The organism is Nonomuraea sp. NPDC003727 (assembly GCF_053586935.1).
The window spans coordinates 90,067-107,799 of sequence record NZ_JBSFNE010000005.1 but is presented as its reverse complement, the minus strand read 5'-3'; the positions used below and the strand labels follow the sequence as shown (position 1 = coordinate 107,799).

The following is a 17,733-nucleotide window of genomic DNA, read 5'->3' as shown; positions in this document are numbered from 1 at the left end:
GTGACTCCCCGCTACGCGATGCCTACTCCCACTCGATGGTGCCCGGAGGCTTGCTGGTCACGTCGACCACGACCCGGTTGACCTCCCGCACCTCGTTGGTGATGCGCGTCGAGATCCGCGACAGCACGTCGTAGGGCACCCGCGCCCAGTCGGCCGTCATGGCGTCCTCCGAGGTCACCGGGCGCAGCACCACCGGGTGACCGTAGGTGCGGCCGTCGCCCTGGACGCCGACCGAGCGGACGTCGGCCAGCAGCACCACGGGGCACTGCCAGATGTCGCGGTCGAGACCCGCCCTGGACAGCTCCTCCCTGGCGATGGCGTCGGCCTCGCGCAGGAGGTCGAGCCGCTCCTGGGTGACCGAGCCGATGATGCGGATGCCGAGCCCCGGGCCGGGGAACGGCTGGCGCCACACCATCGCGGCCGGCAGGCCGAGCTCCTCGCCCGCCCTGCGCACCTCGTCCTTGAACAGCGTGCGCAGCGGCTCCACGAGCGAGAACTGCAGGTCCTCCGGCAGGCCGCCGACGTTGTGGTGCGACTTGATGTTGGCCGTGCCGGTGCCGCCGCCTGACTCCACCACGTCGGGGTAGAGGGTGCCCTGGACCAGGAAGTCGACCGGCCCCTCCGACATGATGGCGCGCTGCTCGTCCTCGAAGACGCGGATGAACTCGCGGCCGATGATCTTGCGCTTCTCCTCCGGATCGGTGACCCCGTCGAGCGCCTTCAGGAAGCGTTCGGCGGCGTCGACCACGCGGAGCTTGACGCCCGTCACGGCCACGAAGTCGCGCTCGACCTGCTCGGCCTCGCCCTTGCGCAGCAGGCCGTGGTCGACGAACACGCAGGTGAGGCGGTCGCCGATGGCGCGCTGCACGATGGCGGCGGCCACCGCGGAGTCGACGCCGCCCGACAGCGCGCAGATGGCGCGGCCCTCGGGGCCGATCTGCTGCTGGACGGCGGCCACCGCGTCCTCGACGATGTTGAGCATCGTCCACGACGGACGGCATCCCGCCGCGTCGAGGAAGTGCTTGAGGACGGCCTGGCCGTGCTCGGAGTGGAGCACCTCGGGGTGGAACTGCACGCCGTACAGGCCGCGGCCGGGGTGCTCGAAGGCGGCGACCGGCGTCTCGTCGGTCGCGGCGGTGACGGTGAAGCCGACGGGCGCCGCGGCGACGCTGTCGCCGTGGGACATCCAGACGGTCTGCTTGGCGGGCAGCCCCGAGAAGAGCACGCCCTCGCGGCTGACGCGCAGCTCGGTGCCGCCGTATTCGGCGACGCCGGTGCGGGCCACCTCGCCGCCCAGCGTCTGGGCCATGGCCTGGAAGCCGTAGCAGATGCCGAAGGTCGGCACGCCGGTCTCGAACAGGCCGACAGGAACGGCGGGCGCGCCCTCGGCGTAGACCGAGGAGGGGCCGCCGGACAGGATGATCGCCTTCGGCTTCTTCGCCAGCATCTCGTCGACCGACATCGTCGAAGGGACGATCTCGGAGTAGACGTGGCATTCGCGCACCCGCCTGGCGATGAGCTGTGCGTACTGCGCACCGAAGTCGACCACGAGCACTGTGTCGAATTCAGACACCGAAAGAACCCCCAACCAGGTGAATGCGGTGCTCCCAGTGTATCCGCAGGCCGACGGACACCCGGCAGGACGTGTCATGACCAGTACGCGGATCTTGTCGGGGCAGGCGTGACATGGGCGTTGTGGGGGCCGGCTACCTGAATGCCGTCAGGACGACCGGCCGGGCTCGCGCCCGCGTCACGCGTAGTCGGGCGGCTCGGGCACGTCGCCGTCCAGCAGGGCGGCGGTCTGCTCGCGCAGGTTCCGGTCGTAGCCGGGGTGGGTCAGGACCAGGAAACGCTCGTTCCTGATGGCCTCGACGGTCGCGTCGGCGACCTCGGCCGGCTCCTTGCCCTTCTCCACCAGGGTGTCGAGCCATTCCTGGGAGGCGAGGTCGTCGCGGGTGCGGGCCACCGCCAGGTCGGCGGGCCTGACCCGTTCGGAGCGGCTGATGCCGGTGCGCACCCCGCCCGGGCACAGGGCGGTGACGCGCAGCTTCGAGCCGACCTGGCGCAGGTCGTGGGCCAGCGCCTGGGAGGCGGCCAGGGCGGCGTACTTGCTGACCGCCTGCCCGCCGAGGTTGGGCCCGGCGAACAGGCCCGCGACGGACACGCTGTTGACGATGTGCCCCTCGGTGTCCTGCTCGATCATGCGGGGCACGAACTCGCGGATGCCGTGGAGCACGCCCCAGACGTTGACGCCCAGCAGCCAGGCGAAGTCCTCCTCGGTGCGGGTCCACATGCGCCCGCCCTGGAAGACGCCCGCGTTGTTGCACAGCACGTGGACCCCGCCGAGCTCGTTGAAGGCCCGGTTGGCCAGATGCTGGACGGCCGGCGCGTCGGAGACGTCGGTGATCTGGGTGAGCACCTTGACCCCCGAGATCATCGCGGCCGTCCGCGCCAGACCCCGTGGATCGACGTCGGCCAGCATCAACGCCATGCCTTCGGCCGCGAACCGTACCGCCAGCGCCCTGCCGATCCCGCTCGACGCCCCTGTCACCACCGCGACCTTGCCGGAGAGCTCCCGCACCGCCCCTCCCTAGCGCTCGCTTGCAAGAGACGTTAGCGTGATCTCAGGCGTGAGGAAAGGACACCAGGGGGCGCGGTAAGCGTTACCCACGCCCGCCCGGAGTGCCGGTCGGTTCAGAGCGCCCGGTCGAGCAGGCCGAGCGGCGGCGAGCCCAGGTCGAGCATCGCCTTGTGGAAGCGCTGCAGCGTGAACTCCGCGCCCCAGTCGGCGCGCGCCCGGTCCCTCAGGTCCTGGATGAGCAGCTTGCCCCAGGTGTAGCGGCCGTAGGTGGGGTCGAAGGTGGCCCTGCGCGCCTCCGACAGCGCGGCGGGCCCGGCGAGCTGGGTGTCGGACTCGAAGCGGCGCGCGCCGTCCTCGACCGTCATCTGCCCGGTGTGGACGCCGATCGCGCAGGCCAGCCGGGTGACGCGGATCAGCGCCTCCAGCCAGACGCCGATCTCGAAGCGCGGGTCGTGGGCTTCGAAGCCCTCCTCCACGCACAGCTCCTCGCCGTAGTGGGCCCAGCCCTCGGCGAACGACATCGACAGCAGGTGGCGCCGGATGTCGGAGCTCACGTGCCGCAGGGCACGGCCGTGGGAGAAGTGGCCCGGCGCCACCTCGTGCACGTTGATCGCCGGCAGCGTGGTGTCGCTGAAGACCTCGAGCCACTCCTCCTGCTCCTCGCGCGGCCAGGAGGCGTCGGGCGGGGTGATGTGGTACCAGGAGGGGCCTTCGGGCTCGCCCGGCGCGTTCCACGCCATCATGGCCATCGCCCAGCGGCGCGACTCGGGCGCGAGCCCGACCAGGCACTCGCCGTCGTGGTAGGGGACGAGGTCCTTCTCGCGGGTGAACGCGATGGCCTTCTCGGTGCCGACCCTGGCCGCCTCGATCACGCCGTCGGCGTCGGGGTGCTGCTTGACCAGCTCGCGCGCCACCTCCAGCGGCGGCCTGCCCGGCTCGCCGAGCCTGGCGCACGCGTCGGCGAGCCGGGCCATCAGCCGGTCGCGCTCGGCGTCGGCGCGCTCGGCGAGCCTGCCGAGATCGACGGGCAGGCCCTCACCGCCGCCCATCAACCGGGCCAGCGCCTGCCCGCCGAGCGCGGCGTCGGGCTCGCCCTCGGCGGCGGCCCGCTCGACGTGCGCCACCAGCCTGGCGTGCGCCTTCAGCGCCGCCTCGTCGGTGACGCCCGCCGCCAGCCCCTTGACCGCGCCGAGCAGCGCGGTGGCGACCGGCGCCGGCACCCGGTCGAGGGAGGCGATGGCGTGGTCGGCCGCCTCGGGCCACAGGCTCAGGTGCGCGGCCTTGGCGGCGGCCCGCTCCTGCTCGGGGGCGTAGTCGCGGTCGTAGCAGGCCACGTCGAGGTTGGACAGGTGGAACAGCGGGTTGCGGCGGTGGAGCTCGAGCTCGCCGAAGGTGACCCGCGCCGCCTCCTCGAACACCTCCAGGTGGGCGGCGTCGTAGGCGTCGGCCGGCGCGGGGCCCACGCCGACCCGCGCCAGCCCGGCCCGCACGCCCTCGGGCGACAGGTCCTGGACGCTGCCGTCGTACTCGTGCCGGCCGCCCGTCTCCCGGGCGTCGGCCTGCGCCAGGTCGAGGACGGCGCGCAGCCGCGCGTCGAGGTCGGTCATGTGGAGTCCCTTCCGATGAGCTCGAGTGTCCAGATGCCGACGTCGCCGCAGCTCTCGCCACGGACCAGCCGGTCGATCACCGTGGCAATAGTGGCAGGCGCCACCGACAGGTCGGGCCGCACGGTGGTCAGCCTGGGCCTGGTCAGCCGCGAGAGCGGCAGGTCGTCGCAGCCCACCACCGCCACGTCGCCCGGCACGCCGAGGCCCGCGTCGTGGAGCGCGGCCAGCAGCAGCATCGCGTAGTCGTCGTTGTAGGCGAACACGCCCTCGCCGCCCGACAGGCCGGCCACGAACGCGGCCGCCTCGCCCTCGTCGAAGGCCAGGTCGACGGCCTTGACGGGGACGCCGACCGACCGCGCGCCGCGCAGCCGTTCGAGGCCCATGGGCCGGATGCCCTCCTCGCGCGGCACGATCGCCACGATCCCGTCGCGGCCCCTGTCCACCAGATGCCGTACGGCGAGCGCGCCCACGCCCTCGTGGTCGGCGAGCACGGAGGGGATGCCGGGCACCGCCTTCAACCCCATCGCGACGACCGCCTTGACCCCCGCCGCGCGCAGCACCTCGATGCCCGCGCCGGTCAGTCTGGCCCCGTCGGCCAGCACGGCGGCGGGCCGCAGCTCGGCCCACGCCTTCGCGGCGGCGACGCCTTTCACGTGGCGCGCGCCGCCGTACTGGACCATCGTGTAGCCGCGTCCGCCCAGCTCCTTGTCGAGCCCCTCGATGAGGCCGGTGGCCAGCGGGCCCTGGGGGATGTCCGGCAGCGCGACCAGCACCAGGCCGCTGCTGCCGGTGCGCAGGGTGCGGGCGCCGGCGTGCGGGACGTACCCCAGCCGCTCGGCCGCGTCGCGCACGCGGGCCCTGGTCTCCTCGCTGATCCGGCTGCCGGGCCGATCGTTGAGCACGTACGAGACGGTGGCCTGGGAGACGCCCGCCGCCCTGGCCACGTCCATGCTGGTGGCGGGCCTGTTGCCGCTCATCACGTTCAGAACATTCCTCTTGTCAGAAGTCGTCACTCGATGCTATCCAGTGCTTATACGTATAACCACCCCCCACAAGTCAGGAGTCGCCATGGTCCCCACCACTGGCGTCCGGCGGGACGGCCTGCCGAAGCTGCTCACCGTCCTCGGCGCGGGCAACGCCGTCATGTACGCGCTCTACTTGGGCGTCGGCGGCCTGCTCGTGCAGGTCCAGATCGCCGAGATCGACCCCGCCGACAAGGTCGCCAACGTCGGCCTCGTCGCGGGCGTCAGCGCGATCTTCGCCACGGTGTTCAACCCGATCGGCGGCACGCTGTCCGACAGGACCACCCGCTCCCGCTGGGGCAGGCGCAACCCGTGGATCATCGGCGGCGCGCTCGCCGCCCTGGCCACCATGCTCCTGATGAGCCAGGTCTCGACCATCCCGATGATCCTGCTCGCCTGGTCGCTGGCCCAGGCCATGATGAACATCTACCAGGCCGCGATCACCGCGATCGTCCCCGACAGGGTGCCGGAGGAGCGCCGCGGCACCGCCTCCGCCGTCCTCGGCGTCGCCCTGTCGATCGGCACCATCGCCGGCACGCAGGTCGCGGTCTTCTTCGTCGGCGACATCTCGCTCGGCTACCTCGTGTTCGGCTCTGCCGTCGTCCTCGGCGCGCTGCTCATCGTGACGCTCACGCACGACCCTCGGCCCGGCGAGTACGAGGTGGTCACCACCCCGAGGCGGTCGCTCGCCGACTTCGTCTCCGCCCTGCGGCACCGCGACTTCCTGTGGGTCTTCCTGGGCCGCGCGATGATGATCCTCGGCTACTTCATGCCGCTGATGTTCACCCTCTTCATCCTCCAGGACAACATCGGCATCCCCAAGGACCAGGCGCCGCAGGCCGTCGCCACCATCACGATCGTCTCCACGCTGACCGGCATCCTCGCCACCGTGGTCTGCGGGCCGCTGTCGGACCGGCTCGACCGCCGCAAGCTGTTCGTGACGGTCTCGGGCGTCGCGGCGGCGCTGTCCATGCTGCTGCCCCTGCTGTGGCCGACCTGGACGTCGATGCTGGTGTTCTCCGCCGTGCAGGGGGCCGCGTTCGGCGCGTACAGCGCGGTCGACATCGCCATCGTCACGCTCGTCCTGCCCAGCAAGAAGGACGCCGCCCGCGACATGGGCATCCTCAACATCGCCAACGCAGGACCGCAGATGATCGCCCCGTTCCTGGCGGCGACGATCATCGCGAACCTGGGCGGCTACCCCTCGCTCTGGCTGGCGGCCATCGTCATCTCGCTCGTCGGAGCGGTCGCCGTCCTGCCCGTCAAGGGGGTCAGGTAGTGATCCGGCCGCCCGCGACGGCGTCGAGCAGCGCCTCCAGGTGCTGCTCGTCCGTCGCGGGCGCCATGACGGTGACGCGCAGGTGGCGCACGCCGTCCAGCTCGGTCGAGGTCAGGTGGAAGGCGCCGTCGGCCATCAACCGCTCGCGGATCGCCGCCTGGTCGCCGTCGCCGTACCTGAAGCAGACGATGTTGCTCTCCGGCTCGTACGGCAGGACGAAGCCGGGCCGCCGCCGCGCCAGCTCCCAGAACCTGTGCGCGGTGTCGTACTGCCTGGCCACGTAGTCGCCGAGCCCCCGCTCCCCCCGCCACGCCAGGTTGAGGAAGACCTTGAGGCCGAGCGCGGCCTTGGTGCACTCCACGGTCCTGCTGATGAGGTCGAAGCCCTGGTCGCCGTAGAACAGGTAGCTGGCCTGCTGCTGGAAGGCCGCGTCGAGATCGGCCTCCCGCCGCACCAGGACCGCCGCCGACAGCCCCGACGTGCGCAGCATCTTGTGCGCGTCCCAGATCACCGAGTCGGCCAGCGAGATGCCGTCCAGCAGGTGCGCGTGCCGCTCGCTGAGCAGCGCCGACGCGCCGTGCGCGCCGTCCACGTGGAACCAGACGTCGTGCTCGCGGCACCACTGCCCGATGGCGCGCAGGTCGTCGTACAGTCCGGTGCCCGTGGCGCACGCGCCCGCCACCAGCGCCATCGGCCGCCGGTCGAAGGAGGACGGCAGGCGGGAGACGTCGATGCGGCCCAGCGGGTCGGTCGGCAGCGGGATCACCGCGTGGCTGCCGAGCCCGAGGATGCTCGCCGCCCTGGCCACCGAGTAGTGCGCGGACGGCGGGGCGAGGATCGCCAGGTCGCCGGGCACCCCGTCCTCCCACGCCGAGGGCGCCACGCGCGCCCTGGCGGCCAGCAGCGCGGTCAGGTTGGCCAGCGAGCCGCCGTGGGTGAGCACGCCGCCGCCCTCGGGGAAGCCGACCTTGTCCAGCATCCACCGCAGTACCTCGAACTCCACGGTGGCCGCCGAGGCGCCCATCTCGTAGATCGCCATGGGGTTGTTGGTGGCGCCGTGCACGAAGTCGGCCAGCGCCGAGGGGAAGTCCGGCGAGGCGACCTGGTGGGCGAGGTAGGCCGGGTGGTGCAGCCTGGTGCCCTCCTCGAGGAAGGCCCGCAGGAAGCCGCGGAAGGTCTCGGGGGTGAGACCGCCCTTCTCGATCAGGTTCGCGAGGTGCAGGCGCTCGGCCAGCTCACGCGGCGGGGTGCGGGTGAGCACCCTGGCCGCCCCGCGCTGGCTGTCGTCGACGTAGCGCGCCAGCTCCTCGACCGCGACCTGGGCCGCGCTCTCGAACTCCTTGATGTCCCACATAGGGCCATAATCGGGTCAGCGTGCGGCGAGAGGCCAGAGCACCCGAATCGAAGGAGCCGATTGACCATGAGTGCCGAACTGGATTCGATCGACCTCGCGATTCTGAAGGAGCTGCAGAACGACGCGCGGCTGCCGAACAAGGAGCTGGCCGGACGGCTCGGCGTGGCCCCCTCGACCGCGCTCGAACGCGTCAGGTCGCTGCGCCGCCGTGGCGTGATCACCGGGTTCAGGGCGACCATCGACACCTCGGCGCTGGGCCGGCCGCTGCAGGCCTTCCTCGCGTTGAAGGTGCGCCCGCACACCAGCCAGCTGGTCGATCCGCTGCGCGTGTTCATCCTGGGGCTGCCGGAGACGATCGCCTTCTACGCCGTCGCCGGGCCCGACGACTTCCTCGTGCACGTGGCGGTGGCCGACGCGGAGAGCCTGCACCGGCTGGTGCTGGACAAGTACCTGGTGCGTCCCGAGATCGTGCACCTCCAGACCACGTTGATCTTCAGGACGTACGACCAGCCCGTGCAGCGGCCCGCTGTGTGAGGATGTCGGCCATGACCCTGCAGATCACCACGCTGGCCGAGCGACCGGATCTCGCGGACGCCTTGTGGGACATGCCGAACCCCTGGCCCACGTTCATGCTCAACGACCCCATCGCGGGGTTGTACTACACGGTCGCCGAGACCGAGTTCGCCGACTACGTGCTGGTCGCCGTCCACCCGGACGCCCCCGACACCATCGTGGCCCGGGCGTGCTCGGTGCCCTTCCAGCGGCCGGACGGCGACCTGCCCGACGACGGGTGGGACGCGGTCGTGCGCTGGGGGGCGGCCACCCGCAGGAGGGGCGACCGGCCGAACGCGATCTCGGCACTCGAGATCACCATCAGGGAGGACCTCCAGGGCGGCGGCCTGTCGGGGCAGATGCTCGGCGCCATGCGGGCCAACGCGGCCAGGATGGGGTTCGGCGAGCTGCTGGCGCCGGTACGGCCGAACCAGAAGCATCTCGAGCCGCGCACGCCGATGGCCGACTACGCCTTCCGCACGCGTGAGGACGGCCTGCCGTACGACGCGTGGCTGCGGGTGCACGTACGGGCGGGAGCGAAGATCATGAAGGTCGCGTCCCGGTCGATGGTGGTGCCCGGCACGCTCGCCGAGTGGCGCGCGTGGACGGGGCTGCCGTTCGACCGTACCGGCCCGGTCGAGGTGCCGAAGGGGCTGGTGCCCGTCCACTGCGACCTCGACCAGGACCACGCCGTCTACGTCGAGCCGAACGTCTGGGTCAGCCACCCACTGTGACCTGCTCGCCGGGCTTCAGCAGGTGCAGCCGGTCGGACAGGCCGGCCCGCTCGAAGGCCGCCACCAGGGTGTCGGGCCCCTGGGAGAAGTGCCGCCAGTGCTCGAAGTGCAGGGGCACGACGTGGCGCGCCTCGAGGATCGCCGCGGCCTCGGCGGCGCCGTCGCTCGGCAGGGTCAGATAGGCGTCGCCCAGGAGCGGCGTCTGGGCGCCGCCCGCGAACAGCACGGCCACGTCGACCGCGCCGACCCGCTCCCTGATCCGCCTGACCACGTCGAGCGAGGCGTTGTCACCGCTGACGTAGACGGTGGGCAGGCCGTCGCCCGACAGCACGAAACCGGTGACCTCGCCGACCACGTGCTCGCTGCCGTCAGGGCCGTGCTGGGCGGGCACGCCGGTGACGCGCAGCGCGCCCACCTCGACGCTCTCCCAGTTCGGCAGGGCCCTGACGGCGCCGCCGAGCCGTCCGGCCGCCTGCCCGGTGGACAGCACCAGGGGCACGGTCTCCAGGTAGGCGCGGCCCGCCGTGTCGAGGTTGTCGGGATGCTGGTCGTGCGAGAGCAGGACCAGGTCGGCCGGCTCGGGCCCGAAGGCCGGCCCCGCCGTCTTGGTGAGCACCCGCTGGCCGATCGGGTAGTCACCCGGCGGGTCGAACGTCGGATCGACGACCAGCCGCACACCGCCGAGCTCGATGACGGCCGTCGGACCGCCCGCGTAACGAATCTCCATGGTGTGCTTCGACGCTCAGCGCCCGGCGGCTATTCCGCCCAGCACGGTCACGATCAGGCCACCGCTCATGCGCTCGGCGAGCATGAGCCCTGCGGCCAGGGCGGCACCCGACGCGTCACCGGCCGCGATGCCGGTCACCTCGCGGATGCGTGCCGCGCCCTGACCCGCCGGTCGGGAACTCGATGAGCGGGGTCGGCCCGTCCGGCTCGTCCAGCAGCGCGAGCGCCCACTCCCTCCAGCTCACGACACGACCGTCAGGCGCAGCGCCCCCGGCGCCGCCTCCGGTACGGCGGGCCGCGCGGGCGCCACCGGCGCGAGCTTCCGGTAGGCCGAGCCCGTCGCCGGGCGCGGATCGGCCTCGCCCGCGTTCGGCCAGAACGCCATGGCGCGCTCGGCCTGCGCGGTGATGGTGAGCGAGGGGTTGACGCCGAGGTTGGCCGAGATGGCCGAGCCGTCCACGACGTGCAGACCCTCGTAGCCGTGGACCCGGTGGTAGGGGTCGATGACCCCGCTCTCGCGGGACTCGCCGATGGCGCAGCCGCCGAGGAAGTGCGCGGTCGCCGGGGTGTCGAACAGGTCGAGCCACGTCCCGCCTGGCACGCCGCCGATCTCCTCGGCCGCGTGCCGTACCGCCTCGTGGCCGGCCGGGATCCAGGTCGGGTTGCTGCCGCCCTGGCTGCGCAGGCCGAACAGCGACCTGCGGGTGGTGATGGCGTTGTGGTTGGCCTGCATGACCAGCGCGATGATGGTCCGCTCCGACCAGCGGCGCAGGTTCAGCAGGCGCAGCGCGGTCAGCGGGTCGGCGGCGATCTGGCGCACGAAGCCGCGCCACCGGGAGCCGTCGCCGTCGACGAGGAGGGTGCGCAGCAGGCCCATCGCGTTGGAGCCGTCGCCGTAGCGGACCGGCTCGATGTGGGTCTCGGCGTCGGGGTGGATCGAGGAGGTGATCGCCACGCCGCGGTTGAGCTTCTCGCCGTCGCCCGACAGCCGTTCGAAGCCGAGCAGCGCCTCGGAGTTGGTGCGGGTCAGCGCGCCCAGCCTGGGCGACAGCCGCGGCAGCGTGGTGGCCCTGAGCCGGTGCAGCAGCCGCTGCGTGCCGTAGGCGCCCGCCGCGAAGACCACCTGCCGGGCCCGGAAGGTACGGCGCTGCCATGGCGCGCCGGTCCGGTGCGCGGTGACCAGGTAGCCGTCGCCGTCGGGCCGGACCGAGACCGCCGTGCACTCGGGATAGACCTTCGCGCCCGCCCGCTCGGCCAGGTAGAGGTAGTTCTTGGTCAGCATGTTCTTGGCGCCGTGGCGGCAGCCGGTCATGCACTCGCCGCACTCGACGCACCCCTGGCGGGCCGGGCCCGCGCCGCCGAAGTACGGATCCACTCCCGACGGCCCGAAGTACACGCCGACGGGCGCCAGGCGGAAGCTCTCCTCGACGCCCATCCTTTCCGCGACCTTCCTCATGACCTCGTCGGCGCGGGTGAGCGTCGGGTTGACCACCACGCCGAGCATGCGTCTGGCCTGGTCGTAGTAGGGGGCGAGCTCCGCCTTCCAGTCGGTGATCGCCGCCCACTGCGGGTCGCGGAAGAACGGGTCGAGCGGCTCGTAGAGGGTGTTGGCGTAGACGAGCGAGCCGCCGCCCACCCCCGCGCCCGCCAGCACCATGACGCGGGTGCCCTTCGCGCCGCCGAGCACGTGGATGCGCTGGATGCCCTTGAGCCCGAGCCAGGGCGCCCAGAGGAAGTCGCGCGCCCGCCACGAGGTCGCGGGCAGCGTCGACTCGTCGAACCTGCGGCCCGCCTCCAGGACGCCGACCTTGTAGCCCTTCTCGGTCAGGCGCAGCGCGGCGACGCTGCCGCCGAAGCCCGAGCCGATCACGATGACGTCGAAGCTCACTTCAGCCGCAGTTTCTTCATCGTCTTGAGCAGGCCGGCCAGCAGAGCGGCGTACTTGTCGTACGGCATGCCCGCGGGCGGGTCGAAGCCCAGCCACGACGCCTGGCTGGCCACGGTCTGCACCTCGGTGAACTTCAGCAGGCCCTCGACGCCGTGCCTGCGGCCGAGACCCGAGGCCTTCATGCCGCCCATCGGCGCGTCGTAGGAGGCGTAGGCCGAGCCGTACCCCTCGTTGATGTTGACCGTGCCCGCCTTCACCCGCGCGGCCAGCGCCCGCCCGCGGGCCGGGTCACCGGTCCAGATGGAGGCGTTAAGGCCGTAGATCGTGTCGTTGGCCAGCGCCAGGACCTCTTCCTCTGTGGAGTAGGGGTAGAGGCTGACGACGGGGCCGAAGGTCTCGTCGCGGCAGAGCGCCATCTCCTCGGTGACGCCGGTCAGCACGGTCGGCTCGTAGAACAGCGGCCCGAGGTCGGGGCGGGCCCGGCCGCCCGTCAGCACCTTGGCGCCCTTGTCCACCGCGTCGGTGACGTGGGCTATCACGCCGTCAAGCTGCCGCTGGAAGGTCAGCGAGCCCATCTGGACCGACCAGTCGAGGCCGGCGCCGAGCTTCATGCCCTCGACCTGGCGCACCAGGCGGTCGGCGAAGGCGTCGAAGACCTTCTCGTGCACGTAGAGGCGCTCGATCGAGATGCACAGCTGGCCGGCGTTGGTGAAGCAGGCGCGGATCGCCCCCTGGGCGGCGACGTCGAGGTCGGCGTCGTCCAGCACGATCATCGGGTTCTTGCCGCCGAGTTCGAGCGAGCAGCCGACGAGCCGCTTGGCCGCCTCCTCGGCGATCCTGCGTCCGGCGCGGGTCGAGCCGGTGAAGGCGACGTAGTCGGCGCCGTCCATGAGCGCGTCGCCGATGTCGGCGGGATCGCCCAGCACGACCTGCCAGATGTCGCGCGGCATGCCGAGCTCGGTCAGCAGGTCGATGGTCCACAGCGTCGACTGGGAGGTCTGCGTGTCGGGTTTGTGCACGACCGCGTTGCCGGCCAGCAGCGCGGGCACCACGTCGCCCGCGCCGAGCGTCAGCGGATAGTTCCACGGCGAGATCAGCGCGACCACACCCTTGGGATGGCGCAGCTCCATCACGCGGGTGGCCACGGGGAAGACGCCCTTGCGCGCCTTCGGCGCGAGCAGCCCCGGGGTACGGCGGGCGTAGTAGAGCGCGCAGCCCGCGACGTCGAGCACCTCCTCGAGGGCGTGCCTGCGGGCCTTGCCCGTCTCCTGCTGGATGATGTCGAGGATCTCGGCGCGGCGGTCGAGGATCGCGTCGTGCAACCGCAGGAACGGCTTGGCGCGGTCGGCCGCGGGCCGGGCGGCCCACGCCTCCTGCGCGGCGCGTGCCCGTTCATAGGCCGCGCGGACGTCGTCGGAGGTGGAGATCGGCATCGCGGCCAGTGGTTCGCCGGTGAACGGGACGATGATCTCCTGCGTCCTTCCGCTGGAGACCACGTGGCTGAGGCTTTGCGGCATACCTGGAAGAATATTCGGTCGCTCAACCGTTATGGCGGCGCGCGACAATCTCAGATATGCGGTCCTACGATCCGCGCAGGTCAGGAGACCCGATCAGTCTCGGTGGCTACACGATCGCCGGCCGGCTCGGCGAGGGCGGCCAGGGTGTCGTCTACCTCGCCACCGACCCCACGGGCGCGCGTGTCGCGATCAAGTGGCTGCGTTTCGGCGACGCCGTCGCCGCCGAGCGGTTCCTGCGCGAGGTCCAGGTCGCCCAGCAGGTCGCGCCGTTCTGCACGGCCCAGGTGCTGGCCACCGGCGCCGAGCACGACCGGCCCTACATCGTCAGCGAGTACGTCGAGGGCCCCACCCTGCAGCACGTCGTCCGGGAACAGGGGCCACGCGCCGGGCCGGCGCTGTACCGCCTCGCGATCGGCACCGCCACCGCGCTGGCCGCCATCCACCAGGCGGGCATCGTCCACCGCGACTTCAAACCGGCCAACGTCATCATCGCCCCCGACGGCCCCCGCGTGATCGACTTCGGCATCGCCAGGGCGCTCGACACCACGGCCACGATCAGCTCCACGCCGGTGGGAACACCGTCGTTCATGGCGCCCGAACAGTTCCTCGGCCACCCCGTCGGCGCCGCCGCCGACCTGTTCGCCTGGGCCAGCACCATCGCCTACGCCGCCTCCGGCAGGGCGCCCTTCGGCAGCGACACCATGCCGGCGGTCATCAACAGGATCCTCCACGGGCGACCCGACGTCTCGAACCTCGACGAGCCGCTGTCCGGGGTCGTGCACGCCTGCCTGTCCAAGGACCCGACCCTGCGGCCCACCGCCGAACAGGTCATCATGCGGCTGCTCCAGCACCCCGTGACCCCTGGCGGCATGCTGCGCGAGGCCGCCGCCGCCTCCATGGTGGGCTCCACCCGCCTCTCCCCCGCCCACGGCGCCCCGCGTCACTGGAGCGGCGGGGCCGGCGGTCCTCCGCCGCGCGGTCCCACCGCACCGCCGCCGGGACACGCGGAGGGCGGGGCGCCGCCCGCCCAGCCGCGGGCCCCGGCGCGGTCCGGCAAGCCCGGGAGACGGCTGGCCGCCGGGCTCGCGGCGGGGATCACCGCGCTGCTCCTCGTCGTGGTGGCCGTCGCCGTGCCGTGGGGACGGTTCCTGGGCCGGGAGACGCCCTCGGCCTCGCCGGCCGTACCGACGAACGCGCCGGCCCCGCCGTCCCGGCCGGCCGCGACCCCGCGGGCCCAGGCGGCGCGGCCGTTGCCCGGCACGCAGGCCGCCATCTACGAGCGCCCCGGCGATCCGATCACGCTCACGTCCTACAGCGCCTACGACAAACCCACCAAGGACTGGACGAACTACGCCAGGGACGCGTTGACAGGCCCGTTCCGCCGCTACGGCGGCTACTGGGAGACCGCGCTCTCCCCCGACGGCCGCTACATCGCCGGACGCAGCAAGAACTACACCTCCGACGACTACGACTCCGTCGAGATCACCGACACGAGGACCCGTAGCAAGATCGCTTCCATCAAGACCGTCAAGAGCCCGCTGATCAGCCCCATCCACGCCTGGTCGAACGACGGCTCGAAGATCCTGCTCAACATCGAGCACCCCAAGGGCGAGAGCACGCGCAACATGGGCTTCGTCATCGTCGACGTACCGGCGCGGAAGGCGAACGTGGTCAGGATGGCGGGCGAGAACGACGCCGGGTTCGGATGGGACGGCCAGACCGCCGGCGTGGTCCGCGTCTACGGCCCCGACCTGCGCTTCTTCGACGCCGCGGGCAACCGGCTGCACGACGCCGTCAACATCGGCACGCTTCCCGTCGACACGCAGGACCTCTTCTCCCCGTCGGGCCGGTCGTTCGCCACGAAATGCCCCGAGGGCGACGACGGCGAACTGTGCCTGTGGGACAGCGAGTCCGGAGCCCGGCTGCGCAACGTCACGACCTTCTGCGACAAGCTGCTCGGCTGGTACGACGAGACCCACCTGTACTGCTGGGAGAACGACAACGCCGCCAAGGACCGCGTGGAGGTCGTCGACTTCGCCGGCGCGGAGATCCGCACCCTGCTCGACGTCCCGGACGGCGAGGACATCAGCCCCACCTTCACCAGGACCACCTGAGGGGTTTCCGGGGTGGAAGAATGTTCGGTGGCTCAACCGTTATGGCGACACGCGAGAATTCCGGGTATGCCGCCCTACGATCAGCTCAGATCTGGCGATCCCGCCAGACTCGGTGACTACACCCTCCTCGGCAGGCTCGGCGAGGGCGGCCAGGGCGTCGTCTACCTCGCCGCCGACCCCACGGGCGCGCGTGTCGCGATCAAGTGGCTGCGTCCGGGCGACACCGTCAGCGCCGAGCGGTTCCTGCGCGAGGTCCAGGTCGCCCAGCAGGTCGCGCCGTTCTGCACGGCCCAGGTGCTGTCCACCGGCGCCGCGGACGGCAGGCCGTACATCGTCAGCGAGTACGTCGAGGGCCCGTCCCTGCAACGCGTCGTCCAGGAGCAGGGCCCGCGCTCGGGCCCGGCCCTGCACCGCCTCGCGATCGGCACCGCCACCGCGCTGGCCGCCATCCACCAGGCGGGCATCGTGCACCGCGACTTCAAGCCCGCCAACGTCATCATCGCCCCCGACGGCCCGCGTGTGATCGACTTCGGCATCGCCAGGGCGCTGAACGCCACCTCCACCATCAGCTCGGCCCCCGTGGGGACACCGTCGTTCATGGCGCCCGAGCAGCTCCTCGGCCACCAGGTGGGGCCCGCGGCCGACATGTTCACCTGGGCCAGCACGATCGCCTACGCCGCCTCCGGCAGGGCGCCCTTCGGCAGCGACACCATGCCCGCGGTGATCAACAGGGTGCTCAACGCGCCGCCCGAGGTGTCCGGCCTCGACGAGCCGCTGCGCGGGGTGGTGCACGCCTGCCTGTCCAAGGACCCGGCCCTGCGGCCCACCGCCGAACAGGTCATCATGCGGCTGCTCCAGCACCCCGTGGCGCCCGGCGGCATGCTGCGGGAGGCCGCGGCGGCCGCCTCCATGGCCGGCGCGCCGCAGGCCGTGCCCGCCCACGGCGCCCCGCACGGCTCGCCCCACGGCTCCCCCCACAGTGCCCCGCACGCCGCCCCGCACGCCGCCCCTCAACCCGTCCCCCATCCCGCCGCGCACCCGCACGGTCCTTCGGGCCCGCCCTCGCACGTCCCCTCCGGCCCGCCCTCGCACGTCCCCTCCGGCCCGCCGCCGCAGGGACAGTGGGCGCCGAACGCGTGGGCACAGCCCTCCTATCCGCTGGGGGCCTACCCGCCGCCGAAGAAGAGCAGGGCCGGGCTGGTGGCCGGCCTCGTGGCGGGAGCCGTCGCGCTGCTCGTCGTGGTCGCGGTCGTCGCGGTGCCCTGGGGAAAACTCTCCGGCCGCGCCGAGTCCTCGCCGTCACCCTCGGTCGACGCGCAGCGGCGCACGAACACCCCGTCGGCCGCCCCTTCCCATACGGCCGTGCCGACGCAGGGGCTGGCCAAGCAGCGGCTGCTCGGCACGCAGGCCCTGGCCTACGAGCACCCCGACGACCCGATCAAGCTCACCTCCTACGAGATCTACAACAAGAACTCCAAGGAGTGGGTCAACTACGCCAGAGGAGCGCTGACGGGCCCCTTCCGCCGCTACGGCGGCAACTGGGAGACCCTGCTCTCCCCCGACGGCCGCTACATCGCCGGACGCAGCAAGAACTACACCTCCGACCGCTACGACTCCGTCGAGATCACCGACCGGACGACCGGCAGCAAGACCTCCGTCAAGACCGTCAAGGAGCCGCTGATCAGCAGCATCCGCGCCTGGTCGAACGACGGCTCGAAGATCCTGCTCAACATCGAGCAGTCCAAGGGCGACGACTGGCTCTACCTGGGCTTCGCCATCGTCGACGTGGCCACGGAGAAGGCGAAGGTGGTCAGGATCACCGGCAAGAGCTCCTTCGGCTGGGACGGCGAGACCTCGGGCGTGGTCGCCGTCCACGGCTCCGACCTGCGCTTCTTCGACGCCGCAGGCAACCGGCTGCGCGACGCCACCGACATCGGCGAGCTGCCCGTGGGCACGCAGGACATCTTCTCCCCATCCGGCCGGTCGTTCGCCACCCGCTGCCCCGACGCCGACTCGGGCGAGCTGTGCGTGTGGGACAGCACGTCGGGAGAGCGGCTGCGCAAGGTCTCCACCCCCTGCGACAAGCTCCTCGGCTGGTACGACGAGACCCACCTCTACTGCTGGGAGCTCGACAACGCCACCAAGGACCGCATCCAGGTCGTCGACTTCGCCGGCAAGGAGGTCCGCACGCTGCTCGACATCCCCGACGGCGCCGGCTACAGCCCCACCTTCACCAGAATCTCGTGAACCCGGTATCTCGCGAACCAGGCGACCCCGCGAACCAGGCGATCTCGTGAACCCGGGCGATCTCGTGAACCCGGGCGATCTCGCGAACCCGGGCGATCTCGTGATCTCGGCC

At 72.0% G+C, this 17,733-nt stretch carries 14 protein-coding genes; 5 read left to right on the top strand and 9 right to left on the bottom strand.

Going from position 1 to position 17,733, the window contains the following annotated elements; genetic code table 11:
* Window positions 1-22: 22 nt before the first annotated feature.
* The 4 genes from guaA to ACWDLG_RS14700 all read right to left on the bottom strand — a co-directional run bounded on the left by guaA (window position 23) and on the right by ACWDLG_RS14700 (window position 5,165).
* The gene (gene guaA / locus ACWDLG_RS14715; protein ID WP_449919906.1) at window positions 23-1,573 is read right to left on the bottom strand and encodes a glutamine-hydrolyzing GMP synthase; all 1,551 of its coding nucleotides are present in this window, start codon (window positions 1,571-1,573) and stop codon (window positions 23-25) included.
* A 177-nt stretch (window positions 1,574-1,750) separates the two neighbouring features.
* A complete protein-coding gene (locus tag ACWDLG_RS14710) occupies window positions 1,751-2,581 on the bottom strand; it encodes an SDR family NAD(P)-dependent oxidoreductase (RefSeq protein WP_449919904.1) in 831 nt (276 codons plus the stop codon).
* A 113-nt stretch (window positions 2,582-2,694) separates the two neighbouring features.
* Complete coding sequence (locus ACWDLG_RS14705; protein WP_449919902.1) at window positions 2,695-4,188, bottom strand: DUF885 family protein; 1,494 nt, start codon at window positions 4,186-4,188, stop codon at window positions 2,695-2,697.
* Window positions 4,185-5,165 carry a LacI family DNA-binding transcriptional regulator gene (locus ACWDLG_RS14700; RefSeq protein WP_449919900.1) on the bottom strand — a complete coding sequence of 327 codons (981 nt, stop codon included), beginning with the start codon at window positions 5,163-5,165 and terminating at the stop codon, window positions 4,185-4,187. The genes ACWDLG_RS14705 and ACWDLG_RS14700 overlap by 4 nt, the downstream gene beginning before the upstream one ends.
* A 91-nt stretch (window positions 5,166-5,256) precedes the next feature.
* On the opposite strand from ACWDLG_RS14700, the gene ACWDLG_RS14695 reads away from it, so the two are divergent.
* Window positions 5,257-6,489, top strand: coding sequence for an MFS transporter (locus tag ACWDLG_RS14695; protein WP_449919897.1), 1,233 nt, complete (start codon window positions 5,257-5,259; stop codon window positions 6,487-6,489).
* Here the strand turns inward: ACWDLG_RS14695 and ACWDLG_RS14690 are convergent.
* On the bottom strand, window positions 6,482-7,843 hold the full coding sequence (locus ACWDLG_RS14690) for a pyridoxal phosphate-dependent decarboxylase family protein (protein WP_449919894.1): 1,362 nt from the start codon (window positions 7,841-7,843) through the stop codon (window positions 6,482-6,484). The genes ACWDLG_RS14695 and ACWDLG_RS14690 overlap by 8 nt on opposite strands.
* A 66-nt stretch (window positions 7,844-7,909) precedes the next feature.
* On the opposite strand from ACWDLG_RS14690, the gene ACWDLG_RS14685 reads away from it, so the two are divergent.
* Both ACWDLG_RS14685 and ACWDLG_RS14680 read left to right on the top strand, forming a co-directional pair.
* The gene (locus tag ACWDLG_RS14685; protein ID WP_449919891.1) at window positions 7,910-8,377 is read left to right on the top strand and encodes an Lrp/AsnC family transcriptional regulator; all 468 of its coding nucleotides are present in this window, start codon (window positions 7,910-7,912) and stop codon (window positions 8,375-8,377) included.
* A gap of 11 nt (window positions 8,378-8,388) precedes the next feature.
* Window positions 8,389-9,129 carry an N-acetyltransferase gene (locus ACWDLG_RS14680; protein ID WP_354906375.1) on the top strand — a complete coding sequence of 247 codons (741 nt, stop codon included), beginning with the start codon at window positions 8,389-8,391 and terminating at the stop codon, window positions 9,127-9,129.
* On the opposite strand, the gene ACWDLG_RS14675 is transcribed toward ACWDLG_RS14680, so the two are convergent.
* The 4 genes from ACWDLG_RS14675 to ACWDLG_RS14660 all read right to left on the bottom strand — a co-directional run bounded on the left by ACWDLG_RS14675 (window position 9,113) and on the right by ACWDLG_RS14660 (window position 13,260).
* Window positions 9,113-9,856, bottom strand: a complete 744-nt coding sequence (locus ACWDLG_RS14675; RefSeq protein ID WP_449919888.1) for an MBL fold metallo-hydrolase — start codon at window positions 9,854-9,856, stop codon at window positions 9,113-9,115. The genes ACWDLG_RS14680 and ACWDLG_RS14675 overlap by 17 nt on opposite strands.
* A gap of 15 nt (window positions 9,857-9,871) precedes the next feature.
* Entirely contained in the window at window positions 9,872-9,994 is a 123-nt protein-coding gene (locus ACWDLG_RS14670) for a hypothetical protein (protein ID WP_449919886.1), read from the bottom strand.
* Between the two features lie 102 nt (window positions 9,995-10,096).
* Window positions 10,097-11,743 carry an FAD-dependent oxidoreductase gene (locus tag ACWDLG_RS14665; RefSeq protein ID WP_449919884.1) on the bottom strand — a complete coding sequence of 549 codons (1,647 nt, stop codon included), beginning with the start codon at window positions 11,741-11,743 and terminating at the stop codon, window positions 10,097-10,099.
* On the bottom strand, window positions 11,740-13,260 hold the full coding sequence (locus tag ACWDLG_RS14660) for a succinic semialdehyde dehydrogenase (protein ID WP_449919881.1): 1,521 nt from the start codon (window positions 13,258-13,260) through the stop codon (window positions 11,740-11,742). The genes ACWDLG_RS14665 and ACWDLG_RS14660 overlap by 4 nt, the downstream gene beginning before the upstream one ends.
* Window positions 13,261-13,316: 56 nt before the next feature.
* On the opposite strand from ACWDLG_RS14660, the gene ACWDLG_RS14655 reads away from it, so the two are divergent.
* Together ACWDLG_RS14655 and ACWDLG_RS14650 are read left to right on the top strand one after the other, a co-directional pair.
* Complete coding sequence (locus ACWDLG_RS14655) at window positions 13,317-15,374, top strand: serine/threonine protein kinase (RefSeq protein WP_449919879.1); 2,058 nt, start codon at window positions 13,317-13,319, stop codon at window positions 15,372-15,374.
* Between the two features lie 66 nt (window positions 15,375-15,440).
* Entirely contained in the window at window positions 15,441-17,621 is a 2,181-nt protein-coding gene (locus ACWDLG_RS14650; protein WP_449919877.1) for a protein kinase domain-containing protein, read from the top strand.
* Window positions 17,622-17,733: the final 112 nt, after the last annotated feature.